Source organism: Streptomyces herbicida, assembly GCF_032656585.1.
Taxonomy (GTDB): Bacteria; Actinomycetota; Actinomycetes; order Streptomycetales; family Streptomycetaceae; genus Streptomyces; species Streptomyces herbicida.
This window is the reverse complement of the sequence record NZ_JAUYWJ010000017.1, coordinates 1-18,388: the sequence shown is the minus strand read 5'-3', so window position 1 is coordinate 18,388 and position 18,388 is coordinate 1. Positions and strand designations below refer to the sequence as shown.

At 70.0% G+C, this 18,388-nt stretch carries 14 protein-coding genes and 1 pseudogene; 10 read left to right on the top strand and 5 right to left on the bottom strand.

Annotated elements, in window-relative coordinates:
* The first annotated feature begins 37 nt into the window (after positions 1-37).
* Positions 38-985: a bifunctional riboflavin kinase/FAD synthetase gene (locus Q8A52_RS31790; protein ID WP_316757728.1), complete on the top strand. Its 948-nt coding sequence runs from the start codon at positions 38-40 to the stop codon at positions 983-985.
* Between the two features lie 75 nt (positions 986-1,060).
* Here the strand turns inward: Q8A52_RS31790 and Q8A52_RS31785 are convergent, their stop codons facing one another.
* Positions 1,061-4,180: a MinD/ParA family ATP-binding protein gene (locus tag Q8A52_RS31785; protein ID WP_408649286.1), complete on the bottom strand. Its 3,120-nt coding sequence runs from the start codon at positions 4,178-4,180 to the stop codon at positions 1,061-1,063.
* Positions 4,181-4,591: 411 nt separating this feature from the next.
* Positions 4,592-4,723, bottom strand: a pseudogene (locus tag Q8A52_RS49165) (SCO5717 family growth-regulating ATPase); the annotation flags it as partial.
* A gap of 386 nt (positions 4,724-5,109) precedes the next feature.
* On the opposite strand from Q8A52_RS49165, the gene Q8A52_RS31780 reads away from it, so the two are divergent.
* Complete coding sequence (locus Q8A52_RS31780; RefSeq protein ID WP_316757724.1) at positions 5,110-6,615, top strand: outer membrane protein assembly factor BamB family protein; 1,506 nt, start codon at positions 5,110-5,112, stop codon at positions 6,613-6,615.
* Positions 6,616-6,714: 99 nt separating this feature from the next.
* On the opposite strand, the gene Q8A52_RS31775 is transcribed toward Q8A52_RS31780, so the two are convergent.
* A complete protein-coding gene (locus Q8A52_RS31775) occupies positions 6,715-7,008 on the bottom strand; it encodes a DUF397 domain-containing protein (protein ID WP_316757722.1) in 294 nt (97 codons plus the stop codon).
* Between the two features lie 280 nt (positions 7,009-7,288).
* Here Q8A52_RS31775 and rpsO point away from each other — a divergent pair, with 280 nt between their 5' ends.
* The 5 genes from rpsO to Q8A52_RS31750 all read left to right on the top strand — a co-directional run bounded on the left by rpsO (position 7,289) and on the right by Q8A52_RS31750 (position 12,785).
* Positions 7,289-7,576, top strand: a complete 288-nt coding sequence (gene rpsO, locus Q8A52_RS31770; protein ID WP_033529274.1) for a 30S ribosomal protein S15 — start codon at positions 7,289-7,291, stop codon at positions 7,574-7,576.
* Positions 7,577-7,885: 309 nt separating this feature from the next.
* Positions 7,886-10,132: a polyribonucleotide nucleotidyltransferase gene (locus Q8A52_RS31765; protein WP_316757720.1), complete on the top strand. Its 2,247-nt coding sequence runs from the start codon at positions 7,886-7,888 to the stop codon at positions 10,130-10,132.
* Positions 10,129-11,508, top strand: coding sequence for a M16 family metallopeptidase (locus tag Q8A52_RS31760; RefSeq protein WP_316757719.1), 1,380 nt, complete (start codon positions 10,129-10,131; stop codon positions 11,506-11,508). The genes Q8A52_RS31765 and Q8A52_RS31760 overlap by 4 nt, the downstream gene beginning before the upstream one ends.
* A 54-nt stretch (positions 11,509-11,562) precedes the next feature.
* On the top strand, positions 11,563-12,315 hold the full coding sequence (gene dapB, locus Q8A52_RS31755) for a 4-hydroxy-tetrahydrodipicolinate reductase (protein WP_316757717.1): 753 nt from the start codon (positions 11,563-11,565) through the stop codon (positions 12,313-12,315).
* Between the two features lie 17 nt (positions 12,316-12,332).
* Positions 12,333-12,785: a tetratricopeptide repeat protein gene (locus Q8A52_RS31750; RefSeq protein WP_316757715.1), complete on the top strand. Its 453-nt coding sequence runs from the start codon at positions 12,333-12,335 to the stop codon at positions 12,783-12,785.
* 467 nt (positions 12,786-13,252) lie between these two features.
* On the opposite strand, the gene Q8A52_RS31745 is transcribed toward Q8A52_RS31750, so the two are convergent.
* Both Q8A52_RS31745 and Q8A52_RS31740 read right to left on the bottom strand, forming a co-directional pair.
* Entirely contained in the window at positions 13,253-13,807 is a 555-nt protein-coding gene (locus Q8A52_RS31745; protein WP_316757713.1) for a hypothetical protein, read from the bottom strand.
* Positions 13,808-13,897: 90 nt separating this feature from the next.
* On the bottom strand, positions 13,898-14,134 hold the full coding sequence (locus Q8A52_RS31740; RefSeq protein ID WP_316757711.1) for a hypothetical protein: 237 nt from the start codon (positions 14,132-14,134) through the stop codon (positions 13,898-13,900).
* A gap of 210 nt (positions 14,135-14,344) precedes the next feature.
* Here Q8A52_RS31740 and thyX point away from each other — a divergent pair, with 210 nt between their 5' ends.
* From thyX to Q8A52_RS31725, 3 genes are all read left to right on the top strand, one after another.
* On the top strand, positions 14,345-15,085 hold the full coding sequence (gene thyX / locus Q8A52_RS31735; protein ID WP_316757709.1) for an FAD-dependent thymidylate synthase: 741 nt from the start codon (positions 14,345-14,347) through the stop codon (positions 15,083-15,085).
* 193 nt (positions 15,086-15,278) lie between these two features.
* Positions 15,279-16,178, top strand: a complete 900-nt coding sequence (gene dapA, locus Q8A52_RS31730; RefSeq protein ID WP_316757707.1) for a 4-hydroxy-tetrahydrodipicolinate synthase — start codon at positions 15,279-15,281, stop codon at positions 16,176-16,178.
* 128 nt (positions 16,179-16,306) lie between these two features.
* A complete protein-coding gene (locus tag Q8A52_RS31725) occupies positions 16,307-17,992 on the top strand; it encodes a ribonuclease J (protein ID WP_316757705.1) in 1,686 nt (561 codons plus the stop codon).
* Positions 17,993-18,388 lie beyond the last annotated feature (396 nt).

Sequence of the window (18,388 nt, the reverse complement as noted above, 5' to 3'; positions counted from 1 at the left end):
TCGGTAGATACGGACACGGGTTCGAGGAGCGGTCACAGTGCAGCGCTGGCGTGGCTTGGAGGACATCCCCCAGGACTGGGGGCGCAGCGTCGTCACCATCGGTTCCTACGACGGAGTCCACCGCGGCCACCAGCTGATCATCAAGCACGCCGTGGACCGCGCCCGTGAGCTGGGCGTTCCCTCCGTCGTCGTCACCTTCGACCCGCACCCCAGCGAGGTCGTCCGCCCCGGCAGCCACCCGCCGCTGCTCGCCCCGCACCACCGCCGCGCGGAGCTGATGGCGGACCTGGGCGTGGACGCGGTGCTGATCCTCCCCTTCACCAGCGAGTTCTCGAAGCTCTCGCCCGCCGAGTTCGTCGTGAAGGTCCTGGTCGACAAGCTGCACGCCAAGGCGGTCGTCGAGGGCCCGAACTTCCGCTTCGGCCACCGGGCCGCGGGGAACGTCGAGTTCCTCGGCGAGCAGGGCAAGGTCTACGACTTCGAGGTCGAGGTCGTCGACCTGTATGTGTCCGGTGCAGCGGGCGGCGGCGAGCCCTTCTCCTCGACCCTGACCCGGCGCCTGGTCGCCGAGGGCGACGTCGAGGGAGCCCGCGAGATCCTGGGCCGCCCGCACCGCGTCGAGGGCGTGGTCGTCCGCGGCGCCCAGCGCGGCCGCGAGCTGGGCTTCCCGACGGCCAACGTCGAGACGCTGCCGCACACCGCGATCCCCGCCGACGGCGTCTACGCGGGCTACCTCCACGCCCAGGGCGAGGTCATGCCGGCCGCGATCTCCGTCGGTACGAACCCGCAGTTCGACGGCACCGAGCGCACGGTGGAGGCGTACGCCATCGACCGCGTGGGGCTCGACCTGTACGGCCTGCACGTCGGCGTCGACTTCCTGGACTATGTGCGCGGTCAGGCGAAGTTCGACTCCCTCGAGGCCCTGCTGGAGCAGATGGCCGAGGACGTGAAGCGCTGCCGCGAGCTGATCGCGGCGGACGAGTAGGCGCGCGACGACAAGCGTCGTCACACAAGGGCGGCCGGTGCCTTCGAGGCACCGGCCGCCCTTCGTTCTGTCGCCCTACTGCTGGGGCGGGGCCTGCGGCGGGTACGGCTGCCCCGGCTGGCCGGGTTGGCCGGGCTGCGGGTACGGCTGCCCCTGCTGCTGCGGCGGGTACGGCTGGCCGGGCGCCGGAGCCCGGGGGTAGGGCTGGGCCGGCGGCTGCGGCTGCGGCTGAGGCTGCGGCGGCTGGGGCTGCTGCGGCGGGTACGGCTGCGCCGGAGCCTGCTGCGGGTACGGCTGGCCCGGGTACGGCTGACCCGGCTGACCCGGAAGGGGCTGGCCCGGCATCGGCGGGGCGGCCACCGGCGGCGGGTTGCCGTCGTTGGTCCACAGCCCGTGCGCCTGCTGGTGCCGTACGAAGTCCTCGGCGACCATCGCCGCGAGGTTGAAGTACGCCTCGCGCACCTTCGGGCGCATCATGTCGAGGTCGACCTCGGCGCCGGCGGCGAGGTGCTCGTCGAAGGGTACGACCACGACACCGCGGCAGCGCGTCTCGAAGTGGCTGACGATGTCGTCCACCTTGATCATCTTGCCGGTCTCACGCACACCGGAGATGACGGTGATGGACCTCGACACGAGGTCGGCGTACCCGTGCGCGGACAGCCAGTCCAGCGTCGTACTGGCGCTGCTCGCACCGTCCACCGAGGGCGTCGAGATGATGATCAGCTGGTCCGCGAGGTCCAGCACACCGCGCATGGCGCTGTAGAGCAGTCCGGTGCCCGAGTCGGTGAGGATGATCGGGTACTGCCTGCCGAGCACGTCGATGGCACGCCGGTAGTCCTCGTCGTTGAAGGTCGTGGAGACGGCCGGGTCGACGTCGTTGGCGATGATCTCCAGGCCGGAGGAGGCCTGGGAGGTGAACCGCCGGATGTCCATGTACGAGTTGAGGTACGGGATCGCCTGGACGAGGTCACGGATGGTGGCCCCGGTCTCGCGGCGCACACGGCGGCCGAGCGTACCGGCGTCCGGGTTGGCGTCGATGGCGAGGATCTTGTCCTGGCGCTCGGAGGCGAGCGTCGAGCCGAGGGCGGTGGTCGTGGTGGTCTTGCCGACACCGCCCTTGAGGCTGATGACCGCTATCCGGTAGCAGGACAGCACGGGCGTCCGGATCAGGTCGAGCTTGCGCTGCCGCTCGGCCTCCTCCTTCTTGCCGCCGATCTTGAACCGGCTCGGCGCCGCCGCGGGCCGTCCGCTCTTCGCCTTCTGCTTCTTGTTGTTGAGCAGCCGGTCCGACGACAGCTCCACGGCGGCGGTGTAACCGAGCGGCGCGGCCCCCGGGTTGGTCGGCTGCCGCTGATCGTGCCGGATGGGCTGCGGCCAGGCGGCTCCGGCCCGGGGGTCGACCGGCTGCTGCGGCATCTGGGCGGCTTGGGCGGCCTGGGGGGCCTGAGGGTCGTGCGGAGCCTGCGGCGCCTGACCGGGCTGCTGGGCCTGCTGCGGCTGCCCGGGGAAGCCCTGCGGGGCGTCGGGCTGCCCGGGCTGCCCCTGCGGGGCGGGCGGCTGCGGGAAGCCGTAACCGCCCGGGTGAGCGGGGGAGTTGGGCGCGCCCGGGGTGCCGGGTGCGGCCGCAGTGCCTGAGGGCTGCGGGAAGCCGTAGCCGTCCGGCGCCGGCGGGGTGGGGACGCCCGGCTGCGGGAAGCCGTAGGCGGCGGGCGTGTTGGGGGCCGGAGCCGGGGTCGGCTGCTGAGCCTGGGGCGGGGCAACGGCGTTGGGCTGCTGCGGTGCCGGAGGCTGAGGGGCTGCCGGGGCCTGGGCACCGGGGTGCGGGAAGCCGTAGCCGCTCTGGGGGTTGGGCGGCTGAGGAGCCGCCGGGGCCGGGGTGCCGGGGTGCGGGAAGCCGTAGCCGTCCTGGGGGTCGGGTACGACGGGAGCCTGGGGTGCCGGAGGCTGCGGTGCCGCCGCCGGGACACCGGGGGCGTAGGGCTGACCCGGCTGCGGGGCTGCGGGCGGGTTCCAGGCGGCCGGTGCGGGCTGCGGTGCCTGGGGCTGGAACGGCTGCTGCGGGGCCGGCGGCACGGCGGACGGGCCCTGCGCGGCCGCGGGCTGCGGCGGACCGGGCACCGGGTCCGGCTGCTGCGGCGCAGGTTGTACGGGCCACTGGGCCGCCGGAGCGGGAGCGGCGGGCTGGTACGACGGCGGCAGCGGTGGCAGCCCGCCCTGCGGCGCCGGCGGGGGAGCCCAGGCGGGCGGCGCGTCCTGCGGCGCGGGGGGTGCGGCCGGTACGGCGTCCTGGGGGACGTTGTCCTCGGGCGCGCTGTCCTGCGGTACGGCGTCCATGGGCTCGGCGTCGGCAGGGACGGAGTCCTGAGGCGGCGCGTCTTCGGCGGGCTCGGGCTCCACGGGTGTCTCGTCGGCGATTTCGGACTCGGCTTCGGCTTCCGCCGTGGCTTCGGCGGTCTCGGCCGCAGCCCTAACTGCGTCCGGAACCGCGTCGTCCTGAACCGCGTCATCGGCGTCATCCGACACGGCGTCACCCTGAGGAGTGTCTTCCGTGAGCTCGGCTTCGGCGGACTCGGTCTCGGACTCGGTCTCGGCCTGGGCCTGGGCCTCGATCTCCACGGAGTCGGCCTCGGCCTCGGCGGACTCGACGTCCTCGTCCGCCTCCACCTCCTCCGCAGCGGCAGCCTGCGGCGCGACCTCCTCGGCCTCGGCCTCCGCGGACACGGACCCGGTGTCCTCCTCCTCGCTCACCGGCGCCTCAGCAGCGTCCCCGGGCTCGTCGGCCCCGATCACGACCACGTCGGCGCTCGCGGAGTCGTCGTCACCCGCACCCTTCTCGGGTTTCTCGGGTTCGACGGCGGCCTCGGCCGCAGCCTTGCGCTCCGCGACCTCGGCGATCTCGCGCTTCAGCGCAACGGCGGAGAACCGCATGGTCGCGCCGCTCTCCAGGTCACCGCCGCCGGACTCCTGCGCGTCCGCGACCGGAGCGGCAGGCGAGACCGGAGGAGCGGGCGAAACGGGTGCGGCGAGCGGAGCCGGAGGCACCGAGGGCGCGGACGGAGCCCACTGGGCCTGGTACCCGTCGGCCGGAATGTTCGGGAGGGCCGCAGGCGACGCGGGATCCGCGGGCTGCTGAGCCGAAGGCTCCGACTGCGGCTGCTGCGGCTCGAACCCGCTCCCCACCGGCAGCCTGGGCACGGCGACGGGGCTCCCGCCCTGCGGCGCGGGTGGCGCGGGCGGCGTGAACGGCGCGCCGGGGCCGGCAGCCGGAGGAGCCGGCGGCGTGAAAGGCGCCCCCGGCGCGGGGGCGGCCGGAGCGGGCGGAGTGAATGGCGCACCGGGTGCGGGCGCGGGCGGAGGCGGGTTGAACGGCGCCCCAGGTGCCGGAGCCCCGGCCGCCTGAGTCGCGTGCGGGGGAGGAGTCAGCCCCGGAAGCGGAGCCCCCGCCGGGAACGGCGAACCCCCCGGCCCGGCCGCCCCCGTGGGCCGGGACGGCGCACCGGAGGCCCCACCGGCACCCGAACCCGCGTCCGAACCCTCCGAGGCCCCGGACGACGCGTTCTGGGTGTACCAGGCGGGCGGTGCGTAGTCGATGGTGAACTCGCCCGTCGTCTCGATGGCGGACTCGGCGTCGGGCTGGTCATCGCCGGGTGTGGCCCAGCCCCCGCGGATCCCGTCCCGATCGCTGCTCACAGTTCCTCCTGGTGTGGTCGCACCCTCATGCCGTGCCGGGGCGACCATGTTCGTGTCGTTCTCAGTCGTCCGAAGTCGTTCGAGGTAGTCCGATCCACCGGCTCTCCCCCTCGGCCGCCGACGCCCGGTCCACGGGTTCTGGCATCGCGCCCGGTCCCAGCCTAATCACCGCACGCCCCACCTCGGCAGGCCCGTCCACCCCTGAGCAACGGCCCACCGCGTGACAACGTGCCCGGAAGTGCCGTACGCAGTCCACGCATTGACGAACAATCCGGGCAATATCTGTGAACAAGTCAGGCGGAATGTGGAGAGAGGTGATCGTTGCCGGGCCCGAATCGACGTGCTCCGTAAGAAGATTCACCGGCACACTGGGTGCCGATCATGCACTCCCAGCAGAGCAGAAGCAGAAACAGAGCAGAAAAGGATCCCCACGCGTGAGCTTCGGCCCACCCCCGTCCGTCTACACCCAATCCACCCTGGCCGCCGACCAGGCGACCCGCAAGCGCCGTCGTGCGTGGCTGTGGGGAGCCCTGGCCGTCCTCGTGGTCGTCGGGCTCGTCGCAACGGGCCTGTTCCTGTCGTTCGCGGGGGACGACAGCGCGCACGCCGACGGCAGGGCGGCGGCCGTCGCCCAGAGCCCGGACGCCATCAGGGAAACGGTCGAGAAGGTCCCCAGTTCCCCCGAGGGGCAACTGGCCGTCGAGCACGACGAGAAGGACGTCTCCAAATCCACCGAGACCAACCCGCGGTACGCACCCGGCACTTGGGCCACCGGAAAGATCCTCGCCCGTGGTGTCGCCAACCGGATCGTGGGCCTCAGGATCAAGCCGCCGTACGACGAGACGGCCTGGACCCTCAAGCTGGACGGCCACATCTGCGCCACCAGCAGACACGTCACCGCCGACGGCCGTACCGCCGTCGTCATTCAGCCGCCGCACGCCAAGGGCTCCAAGCAGGACGGCGTCTGCGACCAGGTGGTGTTCTTCGACCTGAACACCGGCAAGAAGCTGTGGCAGAAGAAGATGCCCTCGCCGCAGCTGGCGTACGTCACGAACACCAACCTCACCCTGACCAAGGGCGTCGTCGCCGTCGCCTGGGGGCACGGCTCGGTGGCTTACGACATGAAGGACGGCAGGAAGCTCTGGGACAGCGCGACCGTCTCCCGGTGCGAGGACAAGGGATTCGCGGGAGGCCGCGCGCTCCTCGCCCTGGTCGCCTGCGGTGAGGGGACCGCGGCCACCTACGAGGTGCAGAAGCTCGACCCGCGCACCGGCAAGCCCCGGTGGACGTACAAGGTCGCGAGCGGGGTCAGCGCCGTCTATCTGCCCTCCTCCGACCCGCCCGTGCTGGCCGTCGGGGCCGGGGACAGTGAGGCGACCGACCTGATCTCGCTCGACGCCGGGGGCCGGCGCCTCGCCACCGTCTCCCTGTCCGGTTACGACGCCAAGTGCGGCACACGCTATTTCTCTTCGGCGTACTTCGGCGTCCTGGAGAACTGCGACGGACTGGTCGTGGGGCGGACCCAGGTCTATGTGATGAGCAAGGAGAACATCTCCAACGATCAGCCGTCGGACTGGATCGTCGCCTTCGACCTGAAGACCGGCAAGAGCCAGGGCAAGTTCGACGGCCGGAATCTCCAGATGATCTATCCGTTGCGGATGAGTGGCGACGAACTCCTCATCTACCGGCGCGGCGCCGGCGTCTCGGCGCCGGCGGCCGTCGTGAGCTGGAACGCGCGCACGGACAAGGAGACCCCGCTGCTCTTCTTCCAGCTCCCGGAGGACGACGACGCCGAGCTCAGCGACCCGGAGCAGTCGGACATCGTCTTCGAGCAGGGCCGGGTCTTCTTCGGCAAACGGGAACTCGTCCGCGACGACAAGTACCCCAAGGACTCGGTGCTCATGGCGATAGGCATCGGAAGCGCCGGACTGAAGCACTGACGGCCGGGCCCGGTACACGGGCACGAAAGAGGGCGGCACGCGCGTGTGCCGCCCTCTGTTGTCCACGCAGCTCTCCACGATCGATACGTGGGGCGCCCTTCACTCCGCGGCGTGCCCCCCGTTGCGCGCTGTCGGCTCCAGATCGAACTCCCCGTCCCGCGCACCGAGCACGAACGCCCGCCACTCCGCCTCCGTGTAGCGCAGGACCGTGCCGTGGTCGAGGGACGACCGCATGGCCACGGCCCCTGCGGGGAGGTACGCGATCTCGACCCGCTCCTCGTGCTCCTCGGTACCCGGCGCGCAGTGCCACTCGACGTCCGAGATGTCCAGGGCGTACAGCTCGTCCCGCTCTCGCTCCTTGCGCGCCTTGATCTCCGCTTCCGTTTCCGCCATCCCGAAGCGACCCCTTCCCGACGTACGTACGATCAGCACGCTCACCCTAGTGGCCGATCCCCTCCGGACCGGGCGGTTCCGAAACCCGGGAGAAGGCGCCGTTCCGCGCCTGGTACCCTGGTCGACGGCCGTTTGTGTACGCACCCCCGGAGCACCCGCAGGTAGCCCCTGCAGCCCTGGAGGCCGCGCTCAGCGGATCCCCGCCTCCCGAGTAACGGAAGCTCCCCCGAGACAAAGACCGGGGGCACTCGGTGGCCACACCAGACTACGAGGAGTACGCGTGTCGCTCGACGCCGCTACGAAGAAGCAGATCATCAGCGAGTTCGGTACCAAGGAGGGCGACACCGGCTCCCCCGAGGTCCAGGTCGCCATGCTCTCGCGTCGGATCTCCGACCTGACGGAGCACCTCAAGACCCACAAGCACGACCACCACTCCCGCCGTGGTCTGCTCATCCTGGTCGGTCAGCGCCGCCGGCTGCTGCAGTACCTGGCCAAGAAGGACATCCAGCGCTTCCGTACGCTGGTCGACCGCCTCGGCATCCGCCGTGGTGCCGCGGGCGCCAAGTAAGACGCTGTGAAGGGAGCGGTTCCCGAAACGATCGGGGACCGCTCCCTTTGCCGTACGTGCGGAAACGTGCGGACTGTCACTCACGCTTTGTAGTGTGGTAGCACAACGCATAACGCATTACGGACGACACAGCACAACAAGAAGAGGAGAAGCGCACCTCGCCGCCGCCGGTCCTCGGTAGTGGCCCCCGGGGGGAAGTGAGCCCCGGGTGCTTCGATCGAAGACCGGCCCGCACCGCACGGAGCGCTTCTCCGCAACCGTCCCCCTGCCATACGGGCAGCCAGGGACGAAGACGAGGAGAAAACGCTAGTGGAGAACGAGACCCACTACGCCGAGGCCGTCATCGACAACGGCGCCTTCGGCACCCGTACCATCCGCTTCGAGACGGGCCGCCTGGCCAAGCAGGCCGCCGGCTCCGCCGTTGCGTACCTGGACGACGACACCATGGTGCTGTCGGCCACCACCGCATCCAAGAACCCCAAGGACCAGCTCGACTTCTTCCCCCTGACGGTGGACGTCGAGGAGCGGATGTACGCCGCCGGCAAGATCCCCGGCAGCTTCTTCCGCCGTGAGGGCCGTCCCTCCGAGGACGCGATCCTCACCTGCCGTCTGATCGACCGCCCGCTGCGCCCGTCCTTCAAGAAGGGCCTGCGCAACGAGATCCAGGTCGTCGCGACGATCATGGCCCTCAACCCCGACCACCTGTACGACGTCGTGGCGATCAACGCCGCGTCCGCGTCCACGCAGCTGGCCGGTCTGCCCTTCTCCGGCCCGATCGGCGGCGTCCGCGTCGCGCTGATCCGTGGCCAGTGGGTCGCTTTCCCGACGCACACCGAGCTCGAGGACGCCGTCTTCGACATGGTGGTCGCCGGTCGCGTCCTGGAGGACGGCGACGTTGCGATCATGATGGTCGAGGCCGAGGCCACCGACAAGACGATCCAGCTGGTCGAGGGCGGCTCCGAGGCCCCGACCGAGGAGGTCGTCGCCGCCGGTCTGGAGGCCGCGAAGCCCTTCATCAAGGTGCTCTGCAAGGCCCAGGCCGACCTCGCGTCGAAGGCCGCCAAGCCGACCGGTGAGTTCCCGATCTTCCTCGACTACCAGGACGACGTCCTGGAGGCGCTGTCCGCCGCCGTCCGCCCGGAGCTCGCCTCCGCGCTGACGATCGCGGGCAAGCAGGAGCGCGAGTCCGAGCTGGACCGCGTCAAGACGCTCGCCGCCGAGAAGCTCCTGCCGGAGTTCGAGGGCCGCGAGAAGGAGATCTCCGCCGCGTACCGCTCGCTCACCAAGCAGCTGGTCCGCGAGCGCGTGATCAAGGAGAAGAAGCGCATCGACGGCCGTGGCGTGACGGACATCCGTACGCTCGCCGCCGAGGTCGAGGCCATCCCGCGCGTGCACGGTTCCGCGGTGTTCGAGCGTGGCGAGACCCAGATCCTGGGCGTCACCACCCTCAACATGCTCCGCATGGAGCAGCAGCTGGACACCCTCTCGCCGGTGACCCGCAAGCGCTACATGCACAACTACAACTTCCCGCCGTACTCCACCGGCGAGACCGGCCGCGTCGGCTCCCCGAAGCGCCGCGAGATCGGCCACGGCGCCCTCGCCGAGCGCGCCCTCGTGCCGGTGCTGCCGACGCGCGAGGAGTTCCCGTACGCGATCCGCCAGGTCTCCGAGGCGCTGAGCTCCAACGGCTCGACGTCCATGGGCTCGGTCTGCGCCTCCACCATGTCGCTGCTGAACGCCGGTGTGCCGCTGAAGGCTCCCGTCGCCGGTATCGCCATGGGTCTGATCTCCCAGGAGATCGAGGGCGAGACGCACTACGTCACCCTCACCGACATCCTCGGTGCGGAGGACGCCTTCGGTGACATGGACTTCAAGGTCGCCGGTACCAAGGAGTTCGTGACGGCCCTCCAGCTCGACACCAAGCTGGACGGCATCCCGGCCTCCGTCCTGGCCGCGGCCCTCAAGCAGGCCCGTGACGCCCGTCTCCACATCCTCGACGTGATGATGGAAGCGATCGACACGCCGGACGAGATGTCCCCGAACGCCCCGCGGATCATCACCGTCAAGATCCCGGTCGACAAGATCGGTGAGGTCATCGGCCCCAAGGGCAAGATGATCAACCAGATCCAGGAGGACACCGGCGCCGAGATCACGATCGAGGACGACGGCACCATCTACATCGGTGCCGCCGACGGCCCGGCCGCCGAGGCCGCCCGCGCCACGATCAACGGCATCGCCAACCCGACGATGCCCGAGGTCGGCGAGCGCTACCTCGGTACGGTCGTGAAGACGACCACCTTCGGTGCGTTCGTCTCCCTGCTGCCCGGCAAGGACGGTCTGCTGCACATCTCGCAGATCCGCAAGCTGGCCGGCGGCAAGCGCGTGGAGAACGTCGAGGACGTCGTCGGTGTGGGCCAGAAGGTCCAGGTCGAGATCGCCGAGATCGACTCCCGCGGCAAGCTCTCCCTGATCCCCGTGATCGAGGGCGAGGAATCCGCATCCGACAGCGGCTCCGCCGCGGGCGCCGAGGACACGAAGGACGACACCGACAAGTGACGTCGAGTAGCTCCAAGGCGACGGCCCGCACCTCTTCGGAGGCGCGGGCCGTCGCCCGTACCCAAACCCTGATCAAGGGCACCGGAGGCATCGGTACGGTCCGCAAGACCACCCTCCCGGGCGGCCTGCGCATCGTCACGGAGACCCTGCCCTCCGTGCGCTCGGCGACCTTCGGCATCTGGGCGCACGTCGGCTCCCGCGACGAGACGCCCGCCCTGAACGGTGCCACGCACTATCTGGAGCATCTGCTCTTCAAGGGCACCGGCCGTAGGTCGGCGCTGGACATCTCCTCCGCCATCGACGCGGTCGGCGGCGAGATGAACGCGTTCACGGCGAAGGAGTACACGTGCTACTACGCGCGCGTGCTCGACACCGACCTGCCGCTCGCCATCGACGTCGTCTGCGACATGCTCACCGGCTCGCTGATCCTCGAAGAGGACGTCAACGTCGAGCGCGGCGCGATCCTCGAGGAGATCGCGATGACCGAGGACGACCCGGGCGACTGTGTGCACGACCTGTTCGCGCACACGATGTTCGGCGACACCGCCCTCGGCCGCCCGGTCCTCGGCACGGTCGACACGGTCAACGCCCTGACCGCCGACCGCATCCGCCGCTTCTACAAGAAGCACTACGACCCCACCCACCTGGTGGTCGCGGCCGCGGGAAACATCGACCACAACAGGGTCGTACGACAGGTCCGTGCCGCCTTCGACAAGGCGGGCGCCTTCAAGACCGCTGCGGCCGAGCCCGTCGCGCCCCGCAACGGCCGGCGCAGCATCCGCACCGCGGGCCGCGTCGAGCTCCTCGGCCGCAAGACCGAGCAGGCGCACGTCGTCCTCGGCATGCCGGGCCTGGCCCGCACGGACGACCGCCGCTGGGCGCTCGGCGTGCTGAACACGGCCCTCGGCGGCGGCATGTCCTCCCGTCTCTTCCAGGAGGTCCGGGAGAAGCGCGGCCTGGCCTACAGCGTGTACTCGTACACCTCCGGCTTCGCCGACTGCGGTCTCTTCGGCGTGTACGCAGGCTGCCGTCCCTCGCAGGTCCACGATGTGCTGAAGATCTGCCGCGACGAGCTCGACCACGTGGCCGAGCACGGTCTGTCGGACGACGAGATCGGTCGCGCGATAGGGCAGTTGCAGGGCTCGACCGTCCTGGGGCTCGAGGACACGGGCGCGCTGATGAACCGTATCGGCAAGAGCGAGCTGTGCTGGGGCGAGCAGATGTCCGTCGACGACATGCTGACCCGGATAGCGGCCGTGACCCCGGACGAGGTCCGCGAGGTCGCCCGCGACATCCTGGGACAGCGCCCGTCGCTGTCGGTCATCGGCCCGCTCAAGGACAAGCAGGCCTCCCGGCTGCACGACGCCGTCGCCTGAAACCCTCCGGCTGAACACCCCCGGCCCGAACATCTCCGGTTAGGAAGCAAGAAGATGAGCAAGCTGCGCGTGGCGGTCCTCGGTGCCAAGGGCCGGATCGGTTCCGAGGCGGTACGGGCGGTCGAGGCCGCCGAGGACATGGAGCTGGTCGCCGCCCTCGGCCGGGGCGACAAGCTGGAGACGCTGGCGGAGACCGGCGCCCAGGTCGCGGTCGAACTGACCACCCCCGCCTCGGTGATGGGCAACCTCGACTTCTGCGTGCGCCACGGCATCCACGCGGTCGTCGGCACGACCGGCTGGACCGACGAGCGCCTCGCGCAGCTCAGGGGCTGGCTCGCCCAGTCCCCTGAGGTCGGCGTGCTGATCGCGCCGAACTTCTCCATCGGGGCCGTCCTGACCATGAAGTTCGCGCAGATCGCGGCACCGTACTTCGAGTCGGTGGAGGTCGTCGAACTCCACCACCCGAACAAGGTCGACGCCCCGTCCGGCACCGCAACGCGCACCGCCCAGCTCATCGCCGAGGCCCGCCGCGCGGCCGGCACGGCCCCGGCGCCGGACGCGACCGTGACGGCCCTGGAGGGTGCCCGGGGCGCCGACGTCGACGGCGTTCCGGTGCACGCGGTCCGCCTGCGCGGCCTGCTGGCCCACCAGGAGGTCCTGCTGGGCGGCGAGGGCGAGACCCTCACCGTCCGCCACGACTCCCTGCACCACAGCAGCTTCATGCCGGGCATCCTGCTCGGCGCCCGCCGCGTGGTGTCGACCCCGGGCCTGACTTTCGGCCTGGAACACTTCCTGGACCTGGGCTGACCCGAGGACCCCAGCACATGCGCGCGAAGATCTCCTACGCCGTGACGGCCGCCGTCCTGGTCTTCTACTTCGTCCTGGTCGGCAGCCGCGGCATCATGCTCATCCAGTCCGGCACGCTCATCACCGTCGCCTTCGGGGTCGCGGTGCTGATCCTGCCGGTCATCGGTCTGTGGTTCCTGTGGAAGAACACCCAGTTCGTCCGCAACGCCAACCGGCTCGCCGCCGAGCTCGACGCGGAGGGCGGCCTGCCCGTCGACGAGCTCAAACGCACCCCCGGCGGCCGTATCGACCGTGACTCGGCCGACGAGGTCTTCGCCAAGCGCAAGGCCGAGACGGAGGCGTCCCCGGACGACTGGCGCAGCTGGTTCCGCCTTGCCGTCGCCTACCACGACGCCCGCGACACCCCCCGAGCCCGCAGGGCAATGCAACGAGCAATCGCCCTCCACGCCGGCAAGCCCGCCCGGACCTGACCCGGACGCGTACGTGGAAGGGGCCGGCCTGCACTGCAGCGGACCGGCCCCTTCGCGTCGTCTCCGGCGTCGGCCCGGCCGACACTCGGCCGCGCATGCAGCAGGGGGCCGGCCGGGATCACTGGCCGCCGATGTACCGCAGCGGACCTTTGTCCGCACGTGTGCGACGGAGGGGTTGGCCCGAGCTGTCGAGGACCGGCGTTTCGTGTCGCTCAGGGTGTCAGTCCCGCCGTATTTCGCCGTCCGCGTCTTCAGCGGCCCCTCGGCCGCACCTGCAGACCCGGGGCCGCACATGCGAAGGAAGGGGCGGCTCGCATCACCGCGGACCGAGCCTTTTCGCGTCGCCCACGAGCGGCAACACCGCTGCATTGTGCCGTGAACGTTTGCAACGGACCCACGGCCGCATCCGAACAAAGCAGAGGCCGGCCCGCACCGCAGCGGACCGGCCTGTCACGTCGCCCCGGGCGTCAGCTCCGGCCGCACTCCGCCGCCCATGCCTCCACGGCGTCCGCGGCCCTGTCGAAGGCCGAGGATCGGCCCAGGAAGTCCAGGCCGTGCGTGGTCAGCAGGGGCGCCGTGTCCTCGGCGGCGCGGTCCTTCCGTACGAAGGTCAGCGCCTGGCCCTGCACCGTGCGCGGCAGCCCCAGCCAGCGCACCGGCTGTTGCACCGTGTGCACCGAGACCACCCGCTTCCAGGGCACCGTACGCGTCACGAGGAAGGCCACCTGGCGCACCCCGCGCTCGCTCACCCACACGCCCATGCGCAGCAGCCGCAGCGCCCCGGCGATGATGGCCAGCGCGATGCAGAGGATCACTGCGGCGGAGGACGGCGAGCCGGTCAGGGCGATGAGGACGGCCGCGAACAGCACATACGAGGCGAGGAGAAGCCACAGTGCCGCGACGGCCACCCGCCACGGCCCGGGCCGGTAGGGGCGCCGCCAGCGCGTGCGGTCGTCGTACGGCAGGGCGACGTCGTCGGCTGCCTCGAAGGTGCGGTCGGCCGTCAGGAAGGGCAGGGGCACGGCTGGTCCTCACTCATTCCATGCATGGGCTGTGCCCGGTGAGGCTATCCGCCTGTGTGTACGCTCACCACCCTTGGGGGGCCGGAAGGGTCAGTGCCCCTGGGAGGCCTGGGACTGCTGGGTCTGCGTGGCGGAGGGGGTGGACAGCGCCGGCCCACCGAGGATCACGGAGCCCACGAGCCCGGCAACGATCGTGAGCCCCAGCAGCCAGCGCCCGGCCACCTGACCAACGGACGACCGCTGACGGGGCGGGGGAGCGACATTGCTGCGGAACGTGTCGGCTTCGGCGAGGAAGGCGAACGGGACGGGCTCGCGCCGACGGAACATCGGACTGCGTCTCCCTTCGGGGATCGAACGGGTGGGTCTCATGAACACAGACGAACGAGAGACGCAAATGGTGCCCTCTTGCCCCGAATTCACAGAAGTTCTCCGAAGTTCGCCGAAGATGTCGCGCCCCGGTACCGAACGCCCCGATGTCAGTGCCGGGCCGTAGAGTGGGCGCCGCCCGAGAGAAGTGATGGAAGGACCCTCCGAGCCGTGACCGACACCCCCGCCGACGCCCTCAAGCCCAGCTTCCGGAGTGACGTCACCGTCGAGCTGGTCAAGCACAGCGCGGCCGACTCCGACGTGCTGTGGGCCGCCCGCGTCTCCACCGCCGGCGAGCAGTCCCTGGACGAGCTGACGAAGGACCCGGAGCGCTCCAAGGGCCTGATCAACTACCTGATGCGGGACCGGCACGGCAGCCCCTTCGAGCACAACTCGATGACGTTCTTCATCAGCGCCCCGATCTTCGTGTTCCGCGAGTTCATGCGGCACCGCGTGGGCTGGTCGTACAACGAGGAGAGCGGCCGCTACCGCGAGCTCCAGCCGGTCTTCTACGTCCCCGACGAGTCCCGCAAGCTGGTCCAGGAGGGCCGCCCGGGCAAGTACGTCTTCGTGGAGGGCACCCAGGCCCAGCAGGAGCTGGTCGGCCGCGTCATGGAGGACTCGTACGTCCACGCGTACGAGGCGTACCAGGAGATGCTCGCCGCCGGTGTCGCCCGCGAGGTGGCCCGCTCGGTCCTCCCGGTCGGCCTGTTCTCCTCGATGTACGCGACCTGCAACGCCCGCTCGCTGATGCACTTCCTGGGCCTGCGCACCCAGCACGAGCTGGCCAAGGTGCCGTCCTTCCCGCAGCGGGAGATCGAGATGGTCGGCGAGAAGATGGAGGCCGCATGGGCCGAGCTCATGCCGCTGACGTACGCCGCCTTCAACGCCAACGGCCGCGTCGCTCCGTAGCGCGGTACAGGTCTGCGGGTCAGCCGGGTGAAGTGTCCGTATTGCGGCATTTGTGGAAGTTCATCTAGCCTGATCAAACGGACCCGGCACTGCTTGAACCCCCGAGCAGGCAGTGCCGGGCTCCACATTTGTCATGACTTTCCCCGCACCCCAAGGGCAGACCACGTATTGAGCAGCGAGTAGCGTGTTACCCATGGCTCCGACCTCCACTCCGCAGACCCCCTTCGGGCGGGTCCTCACCGCCATGGTCACGCCCTTCACGGCGGACGGCGCACTTGACCTCGACGGCGCGCAGCGGCTCGCCACCCACCTGGTGGACGCAGGCAACGACGGCCTGATCATCAACGGCACCACCGGTGAGTCCCCCACCACCAGCGACGCGGAGAAATCGGACCTCGTACGAGCCGTACTGGAGGCCGTCGGCGACCGGGCCCACATCGTGGCCGGCGTCGGCACCAACGACACCCACCACAGCATCGAGCTGGCGCGAGCCGCCGAGCGGGTGGGCGCACACGGCCTCCTGGTCGTCACCCCGTACTACAACAAGCCCCCGCAGGAAGGCCTGTACCGGCACTTCACGGCCGTCGCCGACGCCGCCGAGCTGCCGGTCATGCTGTACGACATCCCCGGCCGCAGCGGCGTCCCGATCAACACGGAAACGCTCGTCCGCCTCGCCGAGCACCCGAGAATCGTTGCCAACAAGGACGCCAAGGGCGACCTCGGCCGCGCCAGCTGGGCCATCGCCCAGTCCGGCCTGGCCTGGTACTCCGGCGACGACATGCTCAACCTGCCGCTGCTCTCCGTGGGCGCGGTCGGCTTCGTCTCGGTCGTCGGCCATGTGGTCACTCCGGACCTGCGGGCCCTCGTCGAGGCCTTCACCTCCGGCGACGTACAGAAGGCCACCGAGATCCACCAGAAGCTGCTCCCGGTCTACACGGGCATGTTCCGCACCCAGGGCGTCATGACGACCAAGGCCGCACTCGCCCTCCAGGGCCTGCCCGCCGGCCCGCTCCGCGCGCCCATGGTCGAGTGCTCGGCCGAGGAGATCGCCCAGCTCAAGATCGATCTTGCTGCGGGCGGGGTACAGCTCTGACACCAGACTTCACAACTGAATAGGCAGGACACCGGTGCCTGCACCCCACAACGACAACTGCTTCTGCACGAACGTCACGCGCGCCACGTGCCCTACCGGTACGTGGCGCGCGTGGTGAGGAGAGTCTTTTGAGTCATCCGCATCCTGAACTGGGCCCGCCCCCGCCGCTCCCCGAAGGCGGCCTGAGGGTCACCCCGCTCGGTGGCCTCGGCGAGATCGGCCGGAACATGACGGTCTTCGAGTACGGCGGCCGCCTGCTGATCGTCGACTGCGGAGTGCTTTTCCCCGAGGAGGAGCAGCCCGGAATCGACCTGATCCTGCCGGACTTCTCGTCCGTCAGGGACCGCCTCGACGACATCGAGGGCATCGTCCTGACCCATGGCCACGAGGACCACATCGGCGGCGTTCCATACCTTCTCCGCGAGAAGCCGGACATCCCGCTGATCGGCTCCAAGCTGACCCTCGCACTCATCGAGGCGAAGCTCCAGGAGCACCGCATCCGCCCGTACACCCTGGAGGTGGCCGAAGGGAACCGCGAGCGCGTCGGCCCCTTCGACTGCGAGTTCGTGGCGGTCAACCACTCCATCCCGGACGCCCTGGCCGTGGCCATCCGCACTCCTGCCGGCATGGTGGTGCACACGGGCGACTTCAAGATGGACCAGCTGCCGCTGGACAACCGCCTGACGGACCTGCACGCGTTCGCGCGGCTGAGCGAGGAAGGCATCGACCTCCTCCTCACCGACTCCACGAACGCCGAGGTCCCCGGCTTCACCCCGCACGAGCGGGACATCTCCAACGTCCTGCGCCAGGTCTTCGCGGGTGCCCGCAAGCGGATCATCGTGGCGAGTTTCGCCAGCCACGTCCACCGCATCCAGCAGATTCTGGACGCGGCACACGAGTACGGCCGCCGGGTCGCCTTCGTCGGCCGCTCGATGGTCCGCAACATGGGCATCGCCCGCGACCTCGGCTATCTGAAGGTCCCGCCGGGCCTGGTGGTCGACGTCAAGACGCTGGACGACCTGCCGGACAGCGAGGTGGTCCTGGTCTGCACGGGCTCCCAGGGCGAGCCGATGGCGGCCCTGTCCCGCATGGCCAACCGCGACCACCAGATCCGCATCGTCGACGGTGACACGGTCATCCTGGCCTCGTCCCTCATCCCCGGAAACGAGAACGCGGTCTACCGCGTCATCAACGGCCTGACCCGCTGGGGCGCGAACGTCGTCCACAAGGGCAACGCCAAGGTGCATGTTTCCGGCCATGCCTCCGCGGGCGAGCTGCTGTACTTCTACAACATCTGCCGCCCGAAGAACCTGATGCCGGTGCACGGCGAATGGCGCCATCTGCGGGCCAACGCCGAGCTGGGCGCCCTGACGGGCGTACCGCACGACCGGATCGTCATCGCCGAGGACGGCGTGGTCGTCGACCTCGTCGAGGGCAAGGCGAAGATCTCCGGCAAGGTCCAGGCCGGCTATGTGTACGTCGACGGCCTCTCGGTCGGCGATGTCGGCGAGCCGGCGCTCAAGGACCGCAAGATCCTCGGCGACGAGGGCATCATCTCGGTCTTCGTGGTGATCGACTCGTCCACCGGAAAGATCACGGGCGGCCCGCACGTCCACGCCCGCGGCTCCGGTATCGACGACTCGGCCTTCGGAGAGGTCATCCCGAAGATCACCGAAGTACTGGAGCGGTCGGCACAGGACGGCGTCGTGGAACCCCACCAGCTGCAGCAACTCGTCCGCCGCACGCTGGGCAAGTGGGTCTCGGACACCTATCGGCGCAGGCCGATGATCCTCCCTGTCGTCGTGGAGGTCTGACACACGTACGACCCCTCGTACGTGTGAACCCGGAGCGGGGCGCCTCGATTTGCATCGGGGCGCCCCGCTCCAGTACGTTTACGGCTCCGCCTGAACGGGAACCCCGGCCGCACGTGTGCGCGCAGGAGATCTCCCCGAAGCGGGTGGAAATCCGACTCAGAATCTCTGATAAAGTCGGAACCGCCGGAAAGGGAATCGCGGAAGCGGGAACCTGGAAAGCACCGAGGAAATCGGATCGAGAAAAGGTCTGATAGAGTCGGAAACGCAAGACCGAAGGGAAGCGCCCGGAGGAAAGCCCGAGAGGGTGAGTACAAAGGAAGCGTCCGTTCCTTGAGAACTCAACAGCGTGCCAAAAGTCAACGCCAGATATGTTGATACCCCGTCCGTCGGACATTC

What these genes read in the sequence shown, in the direction of transcription:
- Q8A52_RS31775 (WP_316757722.1), bottom strand. Translation starts at nt 7,008, where the DNA reads ATGGCGGAAACGGAAGCGGAGATCAAGGCGCGCAAGGAGCGAGAGCGG.
- dapB (WP_316757717.1), top strand. Translation starts at nt 11,563, where the DNA reads ATGAGCAAGCTGCGCGTGGCGGTCCTCGGTGCCAAGGGCCGGATCGGT.
- Q8A52_RS31750 (WP_316757715.1), top strand. Translation starts at nt 12,333, where the DNA reads ATGCGCGCGAAGATCTCCTACGCCGTGACGGCCGCCGTCCTGGTCTTC.
- Q8A52_RS31740 (WP_316757711.1), bottom strand. Translation starts at nt 14,134, where the DNA reads ATGTTCCGTCGGCGCGAGCCCGTCCCGTTCGCCTTCCTCGCCGAAGCC.
- dapA (WP_316757707.1), top strand. Translation starts at nt 15,279, where the DNA reads ATGGCTCCGACCTCCACTCCGCAGACCCCCTTCGGGCGGGTCCTCACC.